This window comes from Enterobacter cloacae complex sp. 2024EL-00227 (assembly GCF_043945315.1).
Taxonomy (GTDB): domain Bacteria; phylum Pseudomonadota; class Gammaproteobacteria; order Enterobacterales; family Enterobacteriaceae; genus Enterobacter; species Enterobacter roggenkampii.
The window spans coordinates 276,167-294,851 of record NZ_JBIMQP010000003.1; the positions used below are offsets into that span (position 1 = coordinate 276,167).

At 51.4% G+C, this 18,685-nt stretch carries 21 protein-coding genes and 3 pseudogenes; 11 read left to right on the plus strand and 13 right to left on the minus strand.

From position 1 onward, the window contains the following. The first annotated feature begins 44 nt into the window (after positions 1-44). A complete protein-coding gene (locus tag ACHH0Z_RS07015; RefSeq protein ID WP_071530987.1) occupies positions 45-383 on the plus strand; it encodes a hypothetical protein in 339 nt (112 codons plus the stop codon). A 45-nt stretch (positions 384-428) separates the two neighbouring features. Here ACHH0Z_RS07015 and ompW read toward each other — a convergent pair whose 3' ends face one another. Continuing rightward, complete coding sequence (gene ompW / locus ACHH0Z_RS07020) at positions 429-1,061, minus strand: outer membrane protein OmpW (protein WP_008502800.1); 633 nt, start codon at positions 1,059-1,061, stop codon at positions 429-431. A gap of 282 nt (positions 1,062-1,343) precedes the next feature. On the opposite strand from ompW, the gene ACHH0Z_RS07025 reads away from it, so the two are divergent. The 4 genes from ACHH0Z_RS07025 to yciA all read left to right on the plus strand — a co-directional run bounded on the left by ACHH0Z_RS07025 (position 1,344) and on the right by yciA (position 3,613). Beyond that, complete coding sequence (locus ACHH0Z_RS07025; protein ID WP_021240310.1) at positions 1,344-1,748, plus strand: YkgJ family cysteine cluster protein; 405 nt, start codon at positions 1,344-1,346, stop codon at positions 1,746-1,748. A gap of 25 nt (positions 1,749-1,773) precedes the next feature. Next, entirely contained in the window at positions 1,774-2,517 is a 744-nt protein-coding gene (locus ACHH0Z_RS07030; RefSeq protein ID WP_045410396.1) for a YciC family protein, read from the plus strand. Positions 2,518-2,573: 56 nt separating this feature from the next. Continuing rightward, entirely contained in the window at positions 2,574-3,113 is a 540-nt protein-coding gene (locus ACHH0Z_RS07035; protein ID WP_008502797.1) for a septation protein A, read from the plus strand. A gap of 104 nt (positions 3,114-3,217) precedes the next feature. Next, complete coding sequence (gene yciA, locus ACHH0Z_RS07040; protein WP_008502796.1) at positions 3,218-3,613, plus strand: acyl-CoA thioester hydrolase YciA; 396 nt, start codon at positions 3,218-3,220, stop codon at positions 3,611-3,613. 38 nt (positions 3,614-3,651) lie between these two features. Here the strand turns inward: yciA and tonB are convergent, their stop codons facing one another. Then, positions 3,652-4,374, minus strand: a complete 723-nt coding sequence (tonB, locus tag ACHH0Z_RS07045) for a TonB system transport protein TonB (RefSeq protein WP_023617069.1) — start codon at positions 4,372-4,374, stop codon at positions 3,652-3,654. Positions 4,375-4,594: 220 nt separating this feature from the next. Between tonB and ACHH0Z_RS07050 the strand changes: the two genes are divergently transcribed. Next, complete coding sequence (locus ACHH0Z_RS07050; protein WP_008502794.1) at positions 4,595-4,891, plus strand: YciI family protein; 297 nt, start codon at positions 4,595-4,597, stop codon at positions 4,889-4,891. Between the two features lie 41 nt (positions 4,892-4,932). On the opposite strand, the gene ACHH0Z_RS07055 is transcribed toward ACHH0Z_RS07050, so the two are convergent. After that, positions 4,933-5,886 carry a helix-turn-helix domain-containing GNAT family N-acetyltransferase gene (locus ACHH0Z_RS07055; RefSeq protein WP_045352386.1) on the minus strand — a complete coding sequence of 318 codons (954 nt, stop codon included), beginning with the start codon at positions 5,884-5,886 and terminating at the stop codon, positions 4,933-4,935. 464 nt (positions 5,887-6,350) lie between these two features. On the opposite strand from ACHH0Z_RS07055, the gene ACHH0Z_RS07060 reads away from it, so the two are divergent. Further along, positions 6,351-7,370, plus strand: coding sequence for an SMEK domain-containing protein (locus ACHH0Z_RS07060; RefSeq protein WP_127913784.1), 1,020 nt, complete (start codon positions 6,351-6,353; stop codon positions 7,368-7,370). 127 nt (positions 7,371-7,497) lie between these two features. Here ACHH0Z_RS07060 and ACHH0Z_RS07065 read toward each other — a convergent pair whose 3' ends face one another. The 3 genes and pseudogenes from ACHH0Z_RS07065 to ACHH0Z_RS07075 all read right to left on the minus strand — a co-directional run. Then, a complete protein-coding gene (locus ACHH0Z_RS07065) occupies positions 7,498-7,719 on the minus strand; it encodes a DNA-binding transcriptional regulator (RefSeq protein WP_072050681.1) in 222 nt (73 codons plus the stop codon). Between the two features lie 79 nt (positions 7,720-7,798). Next, positions 7,799-8,963 (minus strand): annotated as a pseudogene (locus ACHH0Z_RS07070) (phage late control D family protein). Next, positions 8,960-9,070 (minus strand): annotated as a pseudogene (locus ACHH0Z_RS07075) (phage tail protein); the annotation flags it as partial. The pseudogenes ACHH0Z_RS07075 and ACHH0Z_RS07070, both read right to left, overlap by 4 nt. A gap of 375 nt (positions 9,071-9,445) precedes the next feature. On the opposite strand from ACHH0Z_RS07075, the gene ACHH0Z_RS07080 reads away from it, so the two are divergent. Together ACHH0Z_RS07080 and ACHH0Z_RS07085 are read left to right on the plus strand one after the other, a co-directional pair. Further along, complete coding sequence (locus tag ACHH0Z_RS07080) at positions 9,446-10,177, plus strand: hypothetical protein (RefSeq protein WP_045410398.1); 732 nt, start codon at positions 9,446-9,448, stop codon at positions 10,175-10,177. Between the two features lie 434 nt (positions 10,178-10,611). Continuing rightward, positions 10,612-10,896: pseudogene (locus ACHH0Z_RS07085) on the plus strand (tyrosine-type recombinase/integrase); the annotation flags it as partial. A 110-nt stretch (positions 10,897-11,006) separates the two neighbouring features. Here ACHH0Z_RS07085 and leuE read toward each other — a convergent pair. Both leuE and ACHH0Z_RS07095 read right to left on the minus strand, forming a co-directional pair. After that, positions 11,007-11,642, minus strand: a complete 636-nt coding sequence (gene leuE / locus ACHH0Z_RS07090) for a leucine efflux protein LeuE (protein ID WP_008502792.1) — start codon at positions 11,640-11,642, stop codon at positions 11,007-11,009. A 111-nt stretch (positions 11,643-11,753) separates the two neighbouring features. After that, positions 11,754-11,927: a YciY family protein gene (locus ACHH0Z_RS07095; RefSeq protein WP_021240326.1), complete on the minus strand. Its 174-nt coding sequence runs from the start codon at positions 11,925-11,927 to the stop codon at positions 11,754-11,756. Between the two features lie 144 nt (positions 11,928-12,071). Here ACHH0Z_RS07095 and cls point away from each other — a divergent pair, with 144 nt between their 5' ends. Both cls and ACHH0Z_RS07105 read left to right on the plus strand, forming a co-directional pair. After that, positions 12,072-13,532 carry a cardiolipin synthase gene (gene cls, locus ACHH0Z_RS07100; protein ID WP_008502791.1) on the plus strand — a complete coding sequence of 487 codons (1,461 nt, stop codon included), beginning with the start codon at positions 12,072-12,074 and terminating at the stop codon, positions 13,530-13,532. A gap of 33 nt (positions 13,533-13,565) precedes the next feature. Further along, complete coding sequence (locus ACHH0Z_RS07105) at positions 13,566-13,895, plus strand: HI1450 family dsDNA-mimic protein (RefSeq protein ID WP_006810881.1); 330 nt, start codon at positions 13,566-13,568, stop codon at positions 13,893-13,895. Positions 13,896-13,926: 31 nt separating this feature from the next. On the opposite strand, the gene ACHH0Z_RS07110 is transcribed toward ACHH0Z_RS07105, so the two are convergent. The 5 genes from ACHH0Z_RS07110 to oppB are packed head-to-tail and all read right to left on the minus strand — an operon-like array spanning position 13,927 to position 18,678. Beyond that, the gene (locus ACHH0Z_RS07110; protein ID WP_031274926.1) at positions 13,927-14,796 is read right to left on the minus strand and encodes an ion transporter; all 870 of its coding nucleotides are present in this window, start codon (positions 14,794-14,796) and stop codon (positions 13,927-13,929) included. A 14-nt stretch (positions 14,797-14,810) separates the two neighbouring features. Next, positions 14,811-15,815 carry a murein tripeptide/oligopeptide ABC transporter ATP-binding protein OppF gene (gene oppF / locus ACHH0Z_RS07115; protein ID WP_008502789.1) on the minus strand — a complete coding sequence of 335 codons (1,005 nt, stop codon included), beginning with the start codon at positions 15,813-15,815 and terminating at the stop codon, positions 14,811-14,813. Beyond that, positions 15,812-16,825: an ABC transporter ATP-binding protein gene (locus ACHH0Z_RS07120; RefSeq protein ID WP_023344346.1), complete on the minus strand. Its 1,014-nt coding sequence runs from the start codon at positions 16,823-16,825 to the stop codon at positions 15,812-15,814. The genes oppF and ACHH0Z_RS07120 overlap by 4 nt, the downstream gene beginning before the upstream one ends. Positions 16,826-16,836: 11 nt before the next feature. Further along, positions 16,837-17,745, minus strand: a complete 909-nt coding sequence (gene oppC / locus ACHH0Z_RS07125) for an oligopeptide ABC transporter permease OppC (protein WP_008502787.1) — start codon at positions 17,743-17,745, stop codon at positions 16,837-16,839. A gap of 12 nt (positions 17,746-17,757) precedes the next feature. After that, on the minus strand, positions 17,758-18,678 hold the full coding sequence (gene oppB, locus ACHH0Z_RS07130; RefSeq protein ID WP_008502786.1) for an oligopeptide ABC transporter permease OppB: 921 nt from the start codon (positions 18,676-18,678) through the stop codon (positions 17,758-17,760). Positions 18,679-18,685: the final 7 nt, after the last annotated feature.

Here is an 18,685-nt window from a genome sequence, read left to right on the forward strand (position 1 = left end):
AAGTAAAATCTCATTTCCCTTTTGAAGGAGGTTTTCGCGGTTTGATGTATTTACGAGCTTTACTGGTCTTCGCCTTATTGATTCCCTTCCACGCGCTGTCCCTGAATTTCTCTTCTACTTTCCTGCGTCTTAATTGTCCGCAAAGAGGACTTGTCGAGGTTATTCTGCACGTTTATGACCACACTCAGGAACGGTGGCGCGGCCATTTTGAAACCGGTGCGGGGCATAAACGTGCGGGTGATACCGAAATGATCCCGTTTGCCAACGGCGATATTCTCTTCCATTCCGTATCCAGCGACGCTTTCAGCTATTTATATGATGGGGAAACGATCCTGAGGCACTGCGTAAAGCTCGATGAGCGGCCGGTTTATCCGTCGTTTTGACGTGAGCAAAGCAAACTGGCCACCCTGTGGCCAGTTTGACGGGGATCAGAAACGATAACCCGCAGAGAACATAAACACCCACGGATCCAGGCGAGTGCTGATACTTTGCTGCTGACCGCCCGCCTTGAAGCGTACGTCCGTATCAATATCCATATACCAGACCGAGGCGTTGATCAGCCAGTCGCGGTTAATCAGATAATCCAGGCCAACCTGCCCCGCCATGCCCCACGAATCTTTCAGGCTGAGATCCGTCAGACCCGCCTCTTTACCGGTATCGTTGAATTTCTCATCAAAGAAGGTGGTGTAGTTCACACCGGCGCCAATATATGGACGCACCTTGCTGCTTGAGTCGCCGAAGTACCACTGCGCCATCAGCGTTGGCGGTAAATGGTGAACCGTGGCGATATCACCGGTTGGCCCGAGGCCCACGCGATGACGGAACGGCGTTGCGGCCAGAAGCTCAACGCCCACGTTATCCGTCGCCATATAGGTGAAGGTTAAACCTAACTGGGTGTTATTACTGACGTTAAAACCGCCCATTCCCAGCACGTTATCCGAACCTTCAGTTGGGCGAGCCGTAGCCGAACCGGCACGAATAAAGAATTCGCCTGCTTCATGCGCATACGCGCCGCCAGAGAGACTGCTTAATACAAGGGCTGCCACCGCTAATTTTTTCATATCCGCTCCATCGTTGTGGTTTTAATCGCGGATGAGAATATACTCACAAAAGAGTAATAAGTGATCTGCCACAGATCACATTAAAACCAGTAACTTAACATTCATTGATCTGGATTAATTTTTTGTTACGCACTCAAAACCAATAAGTTGTTTCCATGTCAATTTTTGGCATTTCACGGTTACAAAATTTCCCCTTTTCCCCCTCTTGCTCTTCCTCTGGCGGCTGGATAATTTATCGCTCTCACAAATTGATTTGATGCGTTCTTCTTTTGCAGGTGTGCCATGAGTGATATCAACCCGTGCATGACGTGCGGAGCCTGTTGTGCGTATTTTCGAGTCTCTTTCTACTGGGCCGAAGCCAGCGATGGCGGTGGTACCGTTCCGGTTCATCTTACCGAGCCGTTAACCCCCTTTTTGCGCTGCATGAGCGGCACGAACCAAAAGCAGGCCCGCTGTGTGGCGCTCCAGGGTGAGCCTGGGGTCTCGACCCGATGTTCCATCTATGAGGATCGCCCCAGCCCGTGCCGGGAATTTGCCATGTCGGGGGAAGATGGCCAAGTCAACGAAGCCTGTAACCGCGCCCGCGCGCGGGTTGGATTACCGCCGCTTTACAAAGATATGCTTTTCCATACAAGCCTTGATGCTGCCACAGCAGGTGCATCCGGTGTACAATTGCCGGCTAATTAACACCTGCAATACTCAAGGAGAGTGCATGTCTATCACGGCGAAGTCTGTCTACCGTGACACGGGAAACTTTTTCCGCAATCAGTTCATTACCTTTTTACTGATCGCGTTGCTTTGCGCCTTTATCACGGTGGTGCTGGGCCATGCCTTCTCACCGAGTGAAGAACAGATTGCCAGCCTGAGCCAGGGCGACCATCTTGCGGGTAGCGTGGGGTTGTTTGAGCTGGTGCAAAATATGACGCCAGAGCAGCAGCAAATCCTGCTGCGCGCCTCTGCCGCGTCCACGTTCTCAGGCCTGATTGGTAATGCAATTCTGGCGGGCGGCGTTTTGCTGATGATTCAGCTGGTATCGGCGGGTCACCGCGTCAGCGCCTTACGCGCGATTGGGGCGAGTGTACCGGTCTTACCTAAGCTGTTTATCCTGATCTTTTTAACCACGATGCTGGTGCAAATGGGGATTATGCTGGTCGTGGTGCCGGGCGTTTTACTGGCTATCGTGCTCGCATTTGCGCCGGTGATGGTTGTGCAGGATAAGATGGGAATTTTTACAGCGATGCGCAGCAGCATCAGACTGGCATGGGCTAATATGCGTCTGGTGGCGCCCGCCGTGATCGGCTGGCTGCTGGCCAAAACGCTCCTGTTATTGTTTGCACCGAATTTTGCGGTATTAACGCCTAACGTCGGCGCCGTGGTGGCGAATACGCTGAGCAATCTCATTTCAGCGGTACTGCTCGTCTATCTGTTCCGCCTGTATATGTTAATTCGTCAGTAATCCCGAGGCGGGGGGTATCTCTGTCTCCCGCCCCGCTCAGAAGATGGAATCACAGAATGAAGCAGTTTCTTGATTTTTTACCGCTCGCGGTGTTTTTCGCTGTCTATAAGTTGTACGACATTTTTGCTGCAACAAAAGCGTTAATCGTCGTGACCGCCGTTGTGCTGATCTACAGTTGGATTCGCTATCGCAAAGTCGAAAAAATGGCGCTTATCACGTTCGTTTTAGTAGCGGTGTTCGGTGGATTGACCATTGCCTTGCATGATGTTGAATTTATTAAGTGGAAGGTGACTGTTATTTATGCGTTGTTTGCAGCAGCGCTATTGTTCAGTCAATGGTTCATGAAAAAGCCCCTTATCCAGAGCATGTTAGGTAAAGAACTCACGCTTCCGCAGGTGGTCTGGTCGCGTCTGAATACCGCCTGGGCAATCTTCTTTATTCTTTGCGGTCTCGCTAACATCTATATTGCCTTCTGGCTGCCGCAGGATATCTGGGTCAACTTTAAGGTCTTTGGCCTGACCGCGCTGACGCTTATCTTCACGCTGTTAAGCGGCGTATACATCTATCGTCATATGCCGCAGGACGACAACCACTGATTACTGACTGACCAGAACGTCAACGACGGGCGTTCTGGTCTGTTCTCTCCGCACGCGAATCATAGTAGCATCCCGCCTGAAGTCTTCCGTTACGAGTTAATACAATGACAACAACTAACGCCCCTCAGGGCGAACTGGTTTTACGCACACTGGCAATGCCCGCTGACACCAATGCCAATGGCGATATTTTTGGCGGCTGGCTGATGTCGCAGATGGATATGGGCGGCGCAATTCTGGCAAAAGAGATTGCCCACGGGCGCGTGGTCACCGTGAGAGTGGACGGCATGACCTTCCTGCGCCCGGTTGCGGTGGGTGATGTGGTTTGCTGCTACGCGCGCTGCGTGAAGCGCGGCAATACCTCCATTTCCATCAATATCGAAGTCTGGGTGAAGAAAGTCTCTTCTGAGCCGATTGGGCAACGCTATAAGGCCACTGAAGCGCTGTTTATTTATGTTGCCGTGGACAGCGAGGGTAAACCTCGTCAACTTCCGCAGGCCTGATCGACAGGCAAAAAAAAGCCTCCTTTCGGAGGCTTTTTTTATTCCATCTGCGCCCCGCCGTTCAGGCGGAAAACAATATTGACGATCAATCCGCTGCCCGGCTTGCCTGGCTCATAGCGCCATCTGCGCATGGCAGATTTCACTTCGCGCTCAAACATATTAGAAGGTTGCGCAGACAAGATTTCCACATTATCCACGCGGCCATCCGCAGTGACGTCAAATTTCACCCGTACGCGGCCTTCAATACGCAAGGCCTGAGCTCGCGCCGGATACTGAGGCTGATTGCGGCTTACGGCGCGCGGGCCCGCTGGTGCGGTTACGGTTGGCTTTGACGTCGTTGCCGTATTGTTCATCACCGGACGTGAAGGCGCTGCATTTTCGACTGGCTGGGTCGCGCGCGGTTCAACCGGACGTTCCTCGCGTTTCGGACGCTCCTCGACCTTCTTCACCGGCTTTGGCTTCGGCTTAGGTTTTGGCTTCGGTTCAGGTTTGTGGATCACCACCGGGGCTTCCTTCGGTGGCTCCGGAACGGGCTCGGGTTCTGGCTCCGGTTCAGCCACCGGCTGTGGCGGCGGAGGGGCAACCTGCGGCGGTTCAAGATCCGCTGGCGATACCATCGTCACCGAAATCGGCTGCGCGGGCGCGGGCATTTCAATAACCTGATGAACCGAGGTATACAGCAGACCCGCCACAACGGCACCGTGAATCACGACAGAAAGCAGCGTCGGCCAGGGAAAGCGGCGAGGTAAATCAAGGGTCATCGAAGTCATAGTCATCAACGTTAAAAAACCGAACCCTGATTTTAAATGCAAATAGCAATCATATTCAATAAGACACTTTGCTCTGGCGCAACTTTAGCGCCTGAGAGGCCAAAAAAGGCGCATACAGATCAGGGTATTAACATTGTTTTTATTTTACATTGCAGTCGTTTGCCCTTTCACATAACGTAACTGACACTTTTACCGGTTAAGGAGCTTCGCCGTGTTTTACGTGATTTACTCTGAAGATGTTGCTGATTCGCTCGAAAAACGCCAGTCTGTGCGCCCTGCGCATCTGGCACGTTTGCAGTTACTTCAGGATGAAGGCCGATTACTGACCGCTGGCCCCATGCCTGCGGTAGACAGCAACGATCCGGGTGCTGCCGGTTTCTCCGGCTCCACGGTCATTGCTGAGTTTGAATCCCAGGAAGCCGCTCAGGCCTGGGCTGACGCAGACCCGTACGTTGCAGCGGGCGTGTATGCAAAAGTGACGGTGAGACCGTATAAAAAAGTGTTCTGACACCAAAGCGGCTCCGAAAGGAGCCTTTTCTAGGGTGGCGACTACGCGCCTCTGTGCCGGGTAAACTGCTGCTCTGTAATAAGGCTTCCCCACTGATCGCCTTCCCACTCTTTTACCAGCGTAAACCCATACGACTCGTACAGACGCCTGGCGGCGGTCAGCTTATTGAACGTCCAGAGGTGCACAGCTGAAAAACCGGCGCTGTCGCAAAACCGCATGGCTTCATTCAGCAGTTTTTTCCCCACGCCGTGCCCCCGGCAGCCATCATCAAGAATAAACCAGCGAAGATGGGCTTCACCCGGCGCCAGATCCTCGCCATCGATCGCCACCGAGCCGACAATTTTGTCGTTGAGCACTGCCAGCCAAATCTGGTTACAGGGCTTCTCCAGTCTTTCACTAAACTCAGCCAGCCCCGAAGCCACTTTGGCCTCGAAGAAGCGACCAAAATTATGCTCCCGCGAATAATAACTGCCATGCATCTCCGCGATACGGCCAATCATGCCCGGGATATACCCCTGCACTATCTTCAGCTCATCGGGCTGCATATCGTTGCCCACCTCCCGACACGCCAGCAGCGCGTTGGCATAAAGGGAGAGACCCTCAGAAATGGTCAGCTGCTGGGCAGGAGCAAGACGCTTTATTGCTGTGACCACGCGCTCATTGCTGAAGGAATTAATTTTGCTGACCGTCTCGTGACCTTTCGCGGTCAGCCTGAGGCTCTTTGCTCTCGCATCCTCGGTAGAAATGACCTCCTCGAGTTCGCCTGCGGCAATCAGGCGAGCCAGCATCCGGCTGACGCTGGACTTTTCCAGGCCCAGCAGCTGTACCAGCTGACTCGCCGTCATCTCTTTTCGTAGGGCAATTTCGACCAGAGTATGGACGGCCGAAGGCGAGTAATTCGTTGAGGCCAGGGTAGAACCCATAAAACCTAACTCTCGCACCATCAGGCGCGAGGAACGTCGAATAACACTGACTACCGGGGTTTCGCTGTGCATGTTATGCCCTCACCATTTAGTTGTACTATACAACTAAATGGTGAGGGATTGTCAAACACAATGAAAAAAGGCTCCCGCAGGAGCCATTTTAAACGCTTCAACACAATGAAATAAAAGGATTTATTTCATCCTATGCCCACTTATTGACCACATTGATGATACGATAAGCCCCGCAAAAGCGGGGCTTATATAAATAATATTTGATGTACGGTCGCCTACCATTGGGGAGCCTGTTCTTGACTTCCCAATTGTAACGTGCATATGTTTTATAGTGTGGAAAGCGTATGAAATTAATCATCTAATATCCTCGCGAAACACTTCAGTTTTGTTACTCTTAGTTTCATCGAATTTAGGTTAGAGAGATTTAGCGCAAGCGATCATAACAAATAATCTTTTAATAAAGTCATTACGCTGTTAAGGTAAAAAAACGTCGGTAAGTTAAACCTCTTTTTATAAGGACAAGAATGATGCTCAATCGTCAGGTTCAGAATAACAATATAACGTTTGCTTTTTCTTTACTGAGCACTGTCATAACATTCAATAGTAAACAAGGACTTTTTGATATAAATAAAACACTCGAGTCTGTGTTAATCCAGATACTTAACAAAACATATAATTTATCTTTAAATAACTTAAATATAGAAAAACATAATCACCCTGCTGTTGACTTAGGCGATATCAGTAGCGGTTTAGCTATTCAGGTCACTTCCGACGGTTCAAAAGATAAATTTGTCAAAACCATGGATATGTTAGTGAAACATGACTTGCACAATATATACAATGAAGTTTGGATGTTAATAATTTCTAACGATCCTATACAACATCATACAAAAAAAGGATTCATAACTCATGTCAGAAATTTATCCGACCTTGCAAAATCCATTTGCGAAAAACCCAGCCCTGAATTTGATTACTTATACAATATATGTGAAAAAGAGTTTGGAGTTTACTTTCCGGGAAGAAACGCTTCTATATTAAAACCAACGCAGATAGCCAGCATTAATCCTAACATTAACATTGATAAGTTTATTAGCACCAATGGAATAGACCTCGTCTATGAGTATGCCAACATTACAATTGAAGATATTAGAGACGATTTGATACTATTAAAAAACACAATATCTCAACTTAATGAAGAACAACGCTGGTTTCTCTTTAGGGCTTTAGAGCACACAATAAAGAATGAAAACGGGAAATATATTGAAACGTGTAAAATACCTAAAAGCATAATTTATAGCGGCAAAAGCCAAAGTGAAAGATTAGCTATATGGGAAATTATAGACTCCCTCATACATATGAATCTGGCTTATTACGATGAAGAGGATTATAATTTGCAGACTCCCGTCTTTGGCATTTACTTCAAAAAAGGAAAATATGAGGATTTCGATTATTTCCCGGCTCTCTCAACCTTTATAAAAAAAACGTCACAACTACACAACCTTGAAAAATTAATAGTTAACTGTGATTTTTCGTTTATCGTATAGTTGAACTAACCTCATACATTTGAAATGTCTAAGTGAGATGTCTTTAGATTAAAAATTACGGGTTTTATTAGAAGGGAATAAAACATAACTTATAATTAAGCCCTGTGGTAGCAGGGCTCGTATTTAGTTACTGCCAGTGGATTTGTTGCTGACCTGATGATGTCGGGTGAGGTGCCGCGGGCACAACTATCCCCGGCGATACGATAAAGCGCTCTTCCGTCTCAGTTGTCACAAACGTCGCGCTGCAGTTGATGTTTGTGCACTGGTGATAGCGCTCTTTGGTCGTGTCGGTAAAATAGCGACTTGTGCGGGCGTGAGCGGCAAAATGGCATTTTGGACAGTGAAACATGGCGAGCACTTCATTTAATTTTCGATGCGTTAATTTTATCAAATTTACCCCTACAAAACAAATAGTTAAAAACACATCACTACGTTAATTCTTCGCTTTCGTACTCCACACCCGAAACCTTCACCTCAAGCTCTAAGCCCGTCGTGTAGCCGTTCCCGTTGAGGTTATGCACAACCCGGCTGATTATCCATGCCTGCTCGTCTATAACGCGCTTAAAGCCTTTCACCGCGATGGGCGTTTCAGGAAATAAATCTGCCCGGCCAATTGCCAGCGAGATTGAAAACTCCGCAACGCCGCGCTGCAGCTTGTCCCACTTCGCCTGAGCGGCGCGCATGGCCTGCGCCTTAGTCGCGTAGATGGTCGTCAGCTCCAGCACGTTGTCAGCCTCACCGGCCATGTACTCACCCTCGCGCGCTTGCTACTCTTTTAGCTTTAGTCTTTGCCGGGGCTTTTGTCGCTTTCGGGTGCTGCAGCGCGCGGAGGTGCTTCACTTTGGGCTTACGCCTGAGCTTCACCTTCTGCTTTTGCGGTTTCGGGTCTTTAGTGTGCAGCCATTTTGCCGTAACGCCGGTGTAGGCTTCCCGGTCAGCAATGGCAAACTGATGACGATCGCCGTCGCCGCGCTCAAGCGTCATCTGCGGAATGGGCTTTCCGCTGGCCGTCTTACCACTCCCCGCTTTCAGGAATAACAGTTTCCCCGCTTTTACCGAAACCGCCGCACCGTACCGGTCAGCCAGGCGGGAAAGAAACACCGCGTCCGATTCCTGCGACTGGTCAATGTGAGGCACGGCGACGGCTTTCAGCGTGTCGGCCACGCTGGCCATCAGCTTATTGCGTGCCGCAATCGTCTCGACAATTTGCCCGAGCGTGGTGTCATGCCATGACTGTTCCCGGCGCGAGTTCAGCGTCCCGCGAAAATCGGCGCTGCGCCCCCGGATGGTCAGCGAATCAGGCGCGCCCCTGTGCTCGATTTCGTCGACCGTGAACGTCCCTTTTTTTATCAGCGCGGAATCCTGCCAGCCTAACCACAGCGTCAACGTTGCGCCGCGCGGTGGCAAAGCTATCTGGCCGTCAGTGTCATCGAGCTCGATATCGAGCTGGTCGGCCTCGAATCCGCGATTGTCGGTCATGGTCAGACTGATAAGGCGATCACTAAAATCCTGCGTGATATCCTCGTTATCCAGCTTGAGCATAAACGCCGGGGCTATTTTCGCCCCGGCCTGAATATCCATTCCCGTAATCATCCTGCCAGCCCTCCTAGCCAGTCACCGGCTGACGTGACCAGATTGTCGGCCTGCGTTTTCAGGTCGCCATACATGGCCGCCAGCGATTTGTCGATCCGCTTTAAGGATTACAACATCGAGGCCGAGTAATCCCCGTTAAAATGCCATCTTCGGGCGGCACTTCCTCAGAGCTCACCAGACGCCACGTAACCCCGCCGCCGGCACGATTCAACCTCACCGCTCAGCACGCCGCCACGACGCGCACAGACGCGCAAAATAAATCCTGTCACCAAGTCTGGCGCTCAGTGTTATCCCCGCCTCGCCTGCCCGCTTCATGGGGGGTTTTAATGCAGATGCACGAATAGGCTTAGACCGCATAAGCCCTGATACTATATGACGTATGAGAGGACCTAATAAAATGCATTTTAATGCAGCATACACATGCACAGATGATTGACCCCAATAATCAAGTTTATTAGCATCTTATGTTTTAGGATTTTTTCATGTACATAGACAACTCAGCACTGACATTACGAAATTTTTTCATCAGCCTCAAAGACCAAAATACTAACATAATAGTAAAAAATGCCTTATTGGTAGCGTTTGAGTTAGAACATACTAAAGATAATCAAATTTTATTATGGGATAAGATCTCTAAACTTATGAGCTTGCCTAAAAAAATAGAGGATGCATTGCAAGATTATTTCCCTGATGATGAAATTACCGCACCAAACTGGAGACCCTGTGTTGATAAGTTCTTTGCACAATTAAGCCTTGTCGAACCTCTTCCAAATGCCACACAAAGAATATCTGACGCTGCATTAAATGATTTAGGCATGATCTCTTTATTATTCAAAACTAAGGGGCAAATTGGAAAAATCAAAGATGAGCAATTAATTGAGATAAAGCAACAATTGTTAGAATTGAAGGATTCGATAATCAATTCTGATTTCTCAATAGAGCTTAAAAAAGAAATATTACATTATGTTAATAATATGATAAGGGCTTTTGACGATTATGAAATAACAGGTATTGAACCAATAATTTCTGCAACAGAGGCAACTATGGGACATGCTTGCATGTCTGAGTCATTTAACCAAGTCGTGACCACGACAGAGGAAGGCTCTAAACTTAAGAACATTTTGAAAAAGACAATCTCATCAATTAATAGTGTTGAAGGCCTTGTCAGTCTTGGAGCTAACGGCGTTACCCTCCTGGAGTTCCTTGATAAATAACACAAATTAACTCCTCGCGGTGCGAACTGTTCAACCCCGCCAGTACTGAAAACAAGCTTCAGCACCGGCGGTGTTTCCTATGGTCGATTTGGCAACGGGATTATCGGACCTCTCGCTGGTGTGAGCGACTTAATTTTCTAACTGTTGTTTTCATGCAGCCGCCCGTAATTACCCATTACAATTTCGGCACAACCTACCAGCTCGACGGACATCAGATTTTAATTAATTATTTATCGCTGAGATAGGTATATTAGCGCCATAAGCTTTATATTTTCGCCCTTATGCTGCGGGATTTTTCGGGGTATTTTGTACATTTAGCAGCCATCCCTAAGAATATAATCAACATTGTTCTATTTTACACCCGCCTTATCCATTGCTGCTTCATAAATTCCCGCCACTTTCGAACCGGAAGAGTGCTTCAATATGCTAGGAAGTTTCCTGAGGCCAGTTATGCTGAATTCAGGCGAACCCACAAAGTGGTTAAGCCCGATTTACCGGCCGGACAAGCAACACATGCGCTACGACACTCTTTAGCCACGCACTTTATGATTAACGGAGGCAACATCATTACACTGCAGAGGATCTTAGGTCATACGAAAATTACCCAGACAATGGTCTATGCGCACTTCGCTCCCCAGTACCTGCAGGACGCGATTTCACTTAACCCGTTGAAGGGTGCTAAAGGTGGTCAGAGTGTCCACAATGTGTCCACACCCTAGCCGCTTTTTATGGCTTTTGACTGCTAGTAGTAAAACGTGAAGCCTTGTCTGGCGCGGCTTTCCAGTTACGCCAGACATTAAAAAGGCTCCCGCAGGAGCCTTTCAAACCATCAATGCAGCGACGCCAACCTCGCCGCAAACCCGACAAACAGCAGCCCTATCAGCCCGTTCCCCAGCTTTGCCAGTTTCTTTTTCGTTTTGAGATAGCGCGTGACAAATGCACCGGAGAAGATCAGGAAGCTCATGTACATGAAGCTTATCAACTCAAGCGTCGTCGCGAGGATAAGGAAAGAGGTACCGGTGTTCTGCGCATTCACGTCAATGAACTGAACAAAGAACGATACGTAGAACAGAATCGCTTTTGGATTCGTCAGGCTCAGCACCAGCGAACGTTTCATGATCGTGCTGGCAGGCTCGGTGCCGCTTTCCTGAGCGTGATTCTGGCGGGTAATGACCGACCAGAGCATTTTGCCGCCCAGCCACAGCAGGTAGAAGGCGCCGAGATAACGCACGATATTAAACAGTACCGGTGTGGTCTGGATTAATGCCGCGACGCCCGCCCAGGCAAGAAACATCAGCACCGCATCGCCGATAAATACACCCGTGGCGGCCAGGTACCCTTTTTTAACGCCGTGTCCAATTCCAGTTTTAAGCACAAACAGGGTATTTGGCCCCGGTACCAGCACGATAAAAAACGCGCCAACAACATACGTCCAGAAATTCAGTACGCCAAACTCCGCAAACACTTCTTCTCCCTCCTTTTGCTCAACACAACAGGAATAGCGCTGCAACCACGCTACTCCCAAAAATCAGACCTTATAAAATCAGCGGGCACCATTACGGTGCCCTCATGGTACTCAGATATCCTGGACGGCGAACAGCAACGCGTTGCGGTGCCGGGTCATTCCACATTTTCTGATGGCGTGAATACGCATATTGCGGCGGGATTGTGCTTCCAGCCAACGAGCCTTGCGACGACTCACCTGTCGCAACATGCGCCAGCGCCCTACTTCTGTTCTACTGCGCTTCATGTCTACAACTCTTTCTCAAACAGAGACGCCATTATAAACCCAACCCGGCTGCAAACCAGCGCTTTTACCTGGCGTTTTTATTTGCCAGATGAATCCTGATGCGTACACTCATAACATTACGCTTTCAAAAGGATTTTTTTACCTATGACAACCTTCTACACCGTGGTGAGTTGGCTGGTCATTTTGGGATACTGGCTGTTAATCGCGGGTGTGACGTTACGCATCCTGATGAAGCGCAGAGCCGTACCCTCTGCCATGGCCTGGCTTCTGATCATCTATATCCTGCCGCTGGTGGGAATTATCGCCTATCTCTCTTTCGGTGAGCTTCATCTCGGTAAACGCCGCGCCGAGCGGGCCCGCGCCATGTGGCCCTCCACCGCGAAGTGGCTGAACGACCTTAAAGCCTGCAAGCATATCTTTGCCGAGGAGAACAGCAGCGTCGCCTCGTCACTGTTTAAGCTGTGCGAGCGCCGTCAGGGGATTGGCGGCGTTAAGGGTAATCAGCTCCAGCTGCTAACCTCGTCCGACGACGTTATGCAGGCGTTAATCCGCGATATCCAGCTGGCGCGTCATAATATCGAGATGGTTTTCTATATCTGGCAGCCCGGCGGGATGGCTGACCAGGTCGCGGAATCCCTGATGGCCGCGGCGCGACGCGGCATTCACTGCCGTCTGATGCTTGACTCTGCGGGCAGCGTGGCATTTTTCCGCAGTCCCTGGGCAGGGATGATGCGCAATGCCGGTATCGAGGTGGTTGAGGCGCTGAAGGTTAACCTCCTGCGCGTGTTTCTGCGCCGGATGGACCTTCGTCAGCACCGTAAAATGATCATGATCGATAACTATATTGCCTACACCGGCAGCATGAACATGGTTGACCCGCGCTTCTTTAAACAGGACTCGGGCGTGGGCCAGTGGGTGGATTTGATGGCGCGCATGGAGGGGCCGATTGCCACCTCAATGGGCATCGTCTACTCCTGCGACTGGGAGATAGAGACCGGCAAACGCATCCTCCCGCCACCACCGGACGGCAATATTATGCCGTTTGAAGAGGCCAGCGGTCACACTATTCATACCATTGCTTCCGGGCCGGGCTTCCCGGAGGATTTGATTCATCAGGCGCTGCTGACGGCGACCTACTCGGCGCGTGAATATCTGATCATGACGACGCCCTACTTTGTTCCCAGCGATGACCTCCTGCACGCGATCTGTACCGCGGCGCAGCGCGGCGTCGATGTGAGCATTATTTTGCCGCGCAAAAATGACTCCCTTCTGGTGGGCTGGGCCAGCCGGGCATTCTTTAGCGAACTGCTGGCTGCAGGGGTGAAGATCTACCAGTTCGAAGGTGGATTGCTCCACACCAAAAGCGTGCTTGTCGACGGCGAGTTAAGCCTGGTGGGAACGGTGAACCTGGATATGCGCAGCCTGTGGCTCAACTTTGAAATCACGCTGGTTATTGATGATGCCGGCTTTGGCGGCGATCTCGCGGCGGTGCAGGATGATTATATCTCCCGCTCGCGGCTGCTGGATGCCAGACTGTGGGTAAAACGTCCGCTGTGGCAGAGAATTGCCGAACGACTGTTTTACTTCTTTAGTCCGTTGCTGTAAAACGTGCCCAACGATGTTAAACAGGTAGTCATCATGGAAATGGATCTGAACAATCGCCTGACCGAAGACGAAACGCTCGAGCAGGCCTATGACATTTTTCTCGAACTGGCGGTTGATAACCTCGATCCCGCAGACGTGATCCTCTTTAATCTGCAGTTCGAAGAGCGCGGCGGTGCCGAACTGTTCGACCCTTCAGAAGACTGGGCTGAGCATGTGGATTTCGACCTGAACCCTGACTTCTTCGCCGAAGTGGTTATCGGGCTGGCCGATGAAGACGGTGGCGAAATTAATGATATCTTCGCTCGCGTCCTGCTCTGCCGTGAGAAAGACCACAAGCTGTGCCATATTCTCTGGCGCGAATAATAAAAAAGGCTGCGATTGCAGCCTTTTTTATTTACTCCGGCAACGGATTCCCACAGCGGTGACAAAAACGCGCGTTGAGTTCATGTTCCCCCTGATGACATCGCGGACATTTGCGCTGCTGCTTGCGGCTCTGAAATGCGCTACTCATGTGCGTGGTAATCAGCCCGGTCGGAATGGCAATGACCGAATAGCCAATCAAAATAAGCACTGAGGCCACAATTCGCCCCAGCGGCGTATGGGGCGTGATATCCCCGTACCCCACGGTCGTTACGGTCACGATCGCCCAGTAGACGGACGCATTGAGCGTCGTAAAGCCATATTTCGGCCCCTCAATCAGATACATCAGTGCGCCAAAAACAATCATGACAATGGCAATAAACGAATAGAACAGAATAAGCTGATGACGGGCGCTGACGATTGCGCTCCAGAATATGCGCAGTGAGGGCATAAAGCGCAGTAATTTCAGAATACGTAATACGCGAATAACGCGCATCGCTCGCCAGGCAAAGACATAGCTCAGGCTGATTTCCGGCCACAGCCACATAACGTAGAGCGGCAGAATGGTGGCTAAATCGATAAATCCCCAGAAGCTGAAAACATATCGGGCCGGGTTAGGCCAGGCAATCACTCGGAGGAGATATTCAGCGGTAAACACCAGGGTAATCGCCAGCTCAAGCCAGACAAAGACATGCCATTCGTCAAACGTCAGGTGGTATTGCGTTCCGGCACCCGATTCAATAAAGATGATAACCACGCTGAGGAGCGCAAATAAACCACAAAGACCCTCGAAGCGCCGTCCGGATACCGTTTCAGGATCGAATAAAACATGATAAAGCCGCCGACGGGCTGACGTGAATAAACGCGACACAGTGACCTCGCAAAAAATAAGGGCTGACATCATGTCAGCCCTTGCGATTATAACGGGTCTACTTTCAGGCAGGAAACCGCATGTCGGAAACTGCCTTCCAGAACCGGCCGCGTTTTCGCACATTCCGGCCCGGCCATAGGGCAGCGCGTGCGGAAGACACAGCCCGACGGCGGGTTAATCGGTGAAGGCAATTCCCCTTCCAGAAGCTGGATGGTCTTATTCTTTTCCAGATCGGGATCGGGGATCGGCACTGCCGACATCAGCGCTTTGGTGTAAGGGTGCAGCGGATTGTGGTACACCTCGTCATAGGTGCCCAGCTCCACGGCGTGCCCAAGATACATCACCAGCACGCGGTCAGAGATGTGTTTCACCACGGCCAGGTCATGCGCGATGAAGATCAGCGACAGCCCCATTTCGCGCTGCAGCTTCTGCAGCAGGTTAACCACCTGCGCCTGAATGGAGACGTCGAGCGCGGAAACCGGCTCATCACAGATAATCAGCTTCGGTTCGAGGATCAGGGCGCGTGCAATACCAATACGCTGACACTGACCGCCGGAGAACTCGTGAGGATAGCGGTTGATGAGGTTAGGCAACAGCCCGACTTTCAGCATCATCGCCTTAACGCGATCGCGCACTTCCTGGCGGGACATCTTCGGATGATAGGTCCGCAGCGGCTCGGCAATAATCTCACCGATGGTCATGCGCGGGTTTAATGACGCCAGCGGATCCTGGAAAATCATCTGGATATCGCTGCGCACGTCGCGCCACTCGTCGGGCTTCATGCCCAGCAGATCTTTACCCAGCCAGGCCACTTTGCCGTCGGTGGCTTTTACCAGACCGATAATGGCGCGCGCAAAGGTCGATTTACCGCAGCCGGACTCGCCCACTACGCCCAGGGTTTCCCCTTCATACAGGCGCAGCGTGACGCCGTCCACCGCTTTCAGGGTCTTCGACGGCTGCCAGAACCACTGTTTGCCGTCCTTGATGTCGAAATGCACTTTAAGGTCAGCAATTTCGAGCAGGACATTGCGTTTTTCATCTAATGCGTTCATACCAGCTCCTCCTGCGGCTTAAAGCAGGCGCGCAGACGGCCTGGTGCAAACTCTTCCAGCGGCGGTGCGCTATTGCAGATTTCCATCGCGTGCGGACAGCGCGGCTGGAACGGACAGCCTTTCGGCAGGCGCAGCAGGTTTGGCGGGTTGCCCGGAATGGTCAGCAGGGATTCCCCTTCCGCATCGAGACGCGGCACCGCGTTCAGCAGGCCGATCGAGTAAGGATGGGCTGGCTGATAGAACACCTCACGCGCTTTGCCGTATTCCATGGTACGACCGGCATACATCACCAGCACTTTGTCACAGATGCCCGCCACCACGCCCAGGTCGTGGGTGATCATGATAATCGCCGTGTTGAACTCACGCTTCAGCTCGTTCAGCAGGGTCATGATTTGCGCCTGAACGGTAACGTCCAGCGCGGTGGTCGGTTCGTCGGCAATCAGCAGTTTTGGCCGGCACAGCAGCGCCATCGCAATCATCACGCGCTGGCGCATACCGCCGGAGAACTCGTGCGGGAACATGCGCATACGCTTGCGCGCTTCCGGCATTTTCACCGCATCGAGCATTTTGACCGACTCTTCAAAGGCTTCGGCTTTGCCCAGACCTTTATGCAGCATCAGCACTTCCATCAGCTGCTCACCGACGCGCATGTACGGGTTCAGCGAGGTCATCGGATCCTGGAAAATCATCGAGATCTGCTCGGCGCGCAGCTTGTTCAGCTCTTGCTCCGGCAGGTTGAGGATTTCACGACCGTTGAATTTCGCGGAACCGCCAATCACACCGTTAGCGGCCAGCAGGCCCATTAACGCAAAGGCGGTCTGGGATTTACCGGAACCAGATTCCCCCACGATACCGAGCGTTTCACCCGCGCGCAGGTTGAAGTTGAGATCGTTCACGGCGGTCACATCCCCGTCCGGGGTCTTAAAGGTGACGCGAAGATCTTTTACGTCCAGCAGAAGGTCGCTCCGCTGCTGCGCCTGTGGCGCAGTTGCCGTTTCAATCATTGTCATGACGGCGCTCCTTAACGGTCTTTCGGGTCGAGGGCATCACGCAGGCCATCGCCGATAAAGTTAAAACAAAACAGGGTAACGACCAGGAAACCCGCCGGGTATAACAGCAGCCACGGTGATACTTCCATTGAGTTTGCACCGTCACTCAGCAGCGCGCCCCAGCTGCTCAGCGGCTCTTGCGTACCCAGACCGAGGAAGCTCAGGAAGGATTCAAACAGGATCATGCTTGGTACCAGCAGTGAGGCATAGACCACCACCACGCCAAGCACGTTAGGAACGATATGGCGAACCACGATATTCCCGGTAGAGACACCGCCGACCTGCGCGGCTTCGATAAACTCTTTGCGTTTGAGGCTCAGCGTCTGGCCGCGAACAATACGCGCCATATCCAGCCATGACACCATCCCGATGGCCACGAAGATCAACAGGATATTCTGGCCAAAGAAGGTCACCAGCAGGATGACGAAGAACATAAACGGGAAGGAGTTCAGGATTTCCAGCAGACGCATCATCACCGAGTCCACTTTGCCGCCAAGGTAGCCGGACAGTGAGCCATAGAGCGTCCCGACGATCACCGCCACCAGCGCGGCAGCAATCCCGACCATCAGCGAGATACGCCCACCGATAGCGACGCGCACCAGCAGGTCACGTCCGGATGAGTCCGTGCCAAAATAGTGGCCAGACTCCATATCCGGCGCGCTGGACATCATGCCCCAGTCGGTGTCGAAATAGGTAAATTGCGACAGCATCGGGGCAAGGGTCACAAACAGCGCGATGATCACCAGCACCACCAGACTCGCCACCGCCGCGCGGTTGTGCATAAAGCGACGACGCGCGTCCTGCCAGAGGCTACGACCTTCCACTTCCAGTTTTTCACTGAAGTTTTCCAGCGCCTCGCTGTTTTTCTTACTCAACATCATGGCGTGCTCCAGTTAGTAACGGATTTTCGGGTCGATGACGGCATACAGCACATCGACGATAGCGTTAAAGAGAATGGTCAGCGCACCGACGAGAATGGTCAGGCTCAGTACCAGCGAATAGTCGCGGTTAAGCGCGCCGTTCACAAACAGCTGGCCAATGCCCGGCAGGCCGTAAATGGTTTCGATAACCATCGAGCCGGTGATGATCCCGACGAATGCTGGTCCCATGTAGGAGAGCACGGGCAACAGCGCCGGTTTGAGCGCGTGGCGGAAGATAATCCGACGCATCGGCAGCCCTTTCGCGCGCGCGGTACGAATGAAGTTCGAGTGCAGCACTTCGATCATTGAACCACGGGTGATACGCGCAATACTGGCGATGTACGCCAGGGATAATGCCACCATCGGCAAAATCATGAACTTTAATGCCCCGCCGTTCCAGCCGCCGCCAGGCAGCCACTTCAGCGTAATGGCAAATATCATCACCAGTAATGGCGCGACAACGAAGCTGGGTATGACTACCCCGGTCATTGCCACCCCCATTACGGCATAATCCCATTTGGTATTTTGTCTGAGCGCGGCGATGACGCCTGCGGTGACCCCGAAAACAATGGCCAGAATGAATGCCGCTGCACCCAATTTCGCCGAAACCGGGAAGCTGGACGCCACCAGATCGTTAACGGAATAGTCTTTATATTTAAATGACGGTCCAAAATCACCGTGGGCCAGCTGCTTCAGGTAATTGAAGTACTGGGTAGAGATAGGATCGTTTAAGTGGTATTTCGCTTCGATATTCGCCATCACTTCTGGCGGCAGCGTACGCTCACCGGTAAATGGACTTCCCGGCGCAAGGCGCATCATGAAGAAGGAAATCGTGATGAGAATAAATAGCGTTGGAATCGCTTCAAGACAGCGACGTAGGATAAATTTCAACATTGCCCGT

Excerpts from the sequence above, each read along its gene's own strand:
- oppC (WP_008502787.1), bottom strand. The coding sequence starts at position 17,745 with ATGATGTTGAGTAAGAAAAACAGCGAGGCGCTGGAAAACTTCAGTGAA.
- ACHH0Z_RS07030 (WP_045410396.1), top strand. The coding sequence starts at position 1,774 with ATGTCTATCACGGCGAAGTCTGTCTACCGTGACACGGGAAACTTTTTC.
- ACHH0Z_RS07095 (WP_021240326.1), bottom strand. The coding sequence starts at position 11,927 with ATGAAGCGCAGTAGAACAGAAGTAGGGCGCTGGCGCATGTTGCGACAG.
- ACHH0Z_RS07015 (WP_071530987.1), top strand. The coding sequence starts at position 45 with ATGTATTTACGAGCTTTACTGGTCTTCGCCTTATTGATTCCCTTCCAC.
- yciA (WP_008502796.1), top strand. The coding sequence starts at position 3,218 with ATGACAACAACTAACGCCCCTCAGGGCGAACTGGTTTTACGCACACTG.
- ACHH0Z_RS07060 (WP_127913784.1), top strand. The coding sequence starts at position 6,351 with ATGATGCTCAATCGTCAGGTTCAGAATAACAATATAACGTTTGCTTTT.
- ACHH0Z_RS07065 (WP_072050681.1), bottom strand. The coding sequence starts at position 7,719 with ATGTTTCACTGTCCAAAATGCCATTTTGCCGCTCACGCCCGCACAAGT.
- ACHH0Z_RS07055 (WP_045352386.1), bottom strand. The coding sequence starts at position 5,886 with ATGCACAGCGAAACCCCGGTAGTCAGTGTTATTCGACGTTCCTCGCGC.
- oppF (WP_008502789.1), bottom strand. The coding sequence starts at position 15,815 with ATGAACGCATTAGATGAAAAACGCAATGTCCTGCTCGAAATTGCTGAC.
- oppB (WP_008502786.1), bottom strand. The coding sequence starts at position 18,678 with ATGTTGAAATTTATCCTACGTCGCTGTCTTGAAGCGATTCCAACGCTA.
- ACHH0Z_RS07105 (WP_006810881.1), top strand. The coding sequence starts at position 13,566 with ATGGAAATGGATCTGAACAATCGCCTGACCGAAGACGAAACGCTCGAG.
- ACHH0Z_RS07080 (WP_045410398.1), top strand. The coding sequence starts at position 9,446 with ATGTACATAGACAACTCAGCACTGACATTACGAAATTTTTTCATCAGC.
- tonB (WP_023617069.1), bottom strand. The coding sequence starts at position 4,374 with ATGACCCTTGATTTACCTCGCCGCTTTCCCTGGCCGACGCTGCTTTCT.
- ACHH0Z_RS07035 (WP_008502797.1), top strand. The coding sequence starts at position 2,574 with ATGAAGCAGTTTCTTGATTTTTTACCGCTCGCGGTGTTTTTCGCTGTC.
- ompW (WP_008502800.1), bottom strand. The coding sequence starts at position 1,061 with ATGAAAAAATTAGCGGTGGCAGCCCTTGTATTAAGCAGTCTCTCTGGC.
- cls (WP_008502791.1), top strand. The coding sequence starts at position 12,072 with ATGACAACCTTCTACACCGTGGTGAGTTGGCTGGTCATTTTGGGATAC.
- ACHH0Z_RS07110 (WP_031274926.1), bottom strand. The coding sequence starts at position 14,796 with ATGATGTCAGCCCTTATTTTTTGCGAGGTCACTGTGTCGCGTTTATTC.
- ACHH0Z_RS07120 (WP_023344346.1), bottom strand. The coding sequence starts at position 16,825 with ATGACAATGATTGAAACGGCAACTGCGCCACAGGCGCAGCAGCGGAGC.
- ACHH0Z_RS07025 (WP_021240310.1), top strand. The coding sequence starts at position 1,344 with ATGAGTGATATCAACCCGTGCATGACGTGCGGAGCCTGTTGTGCGTAT.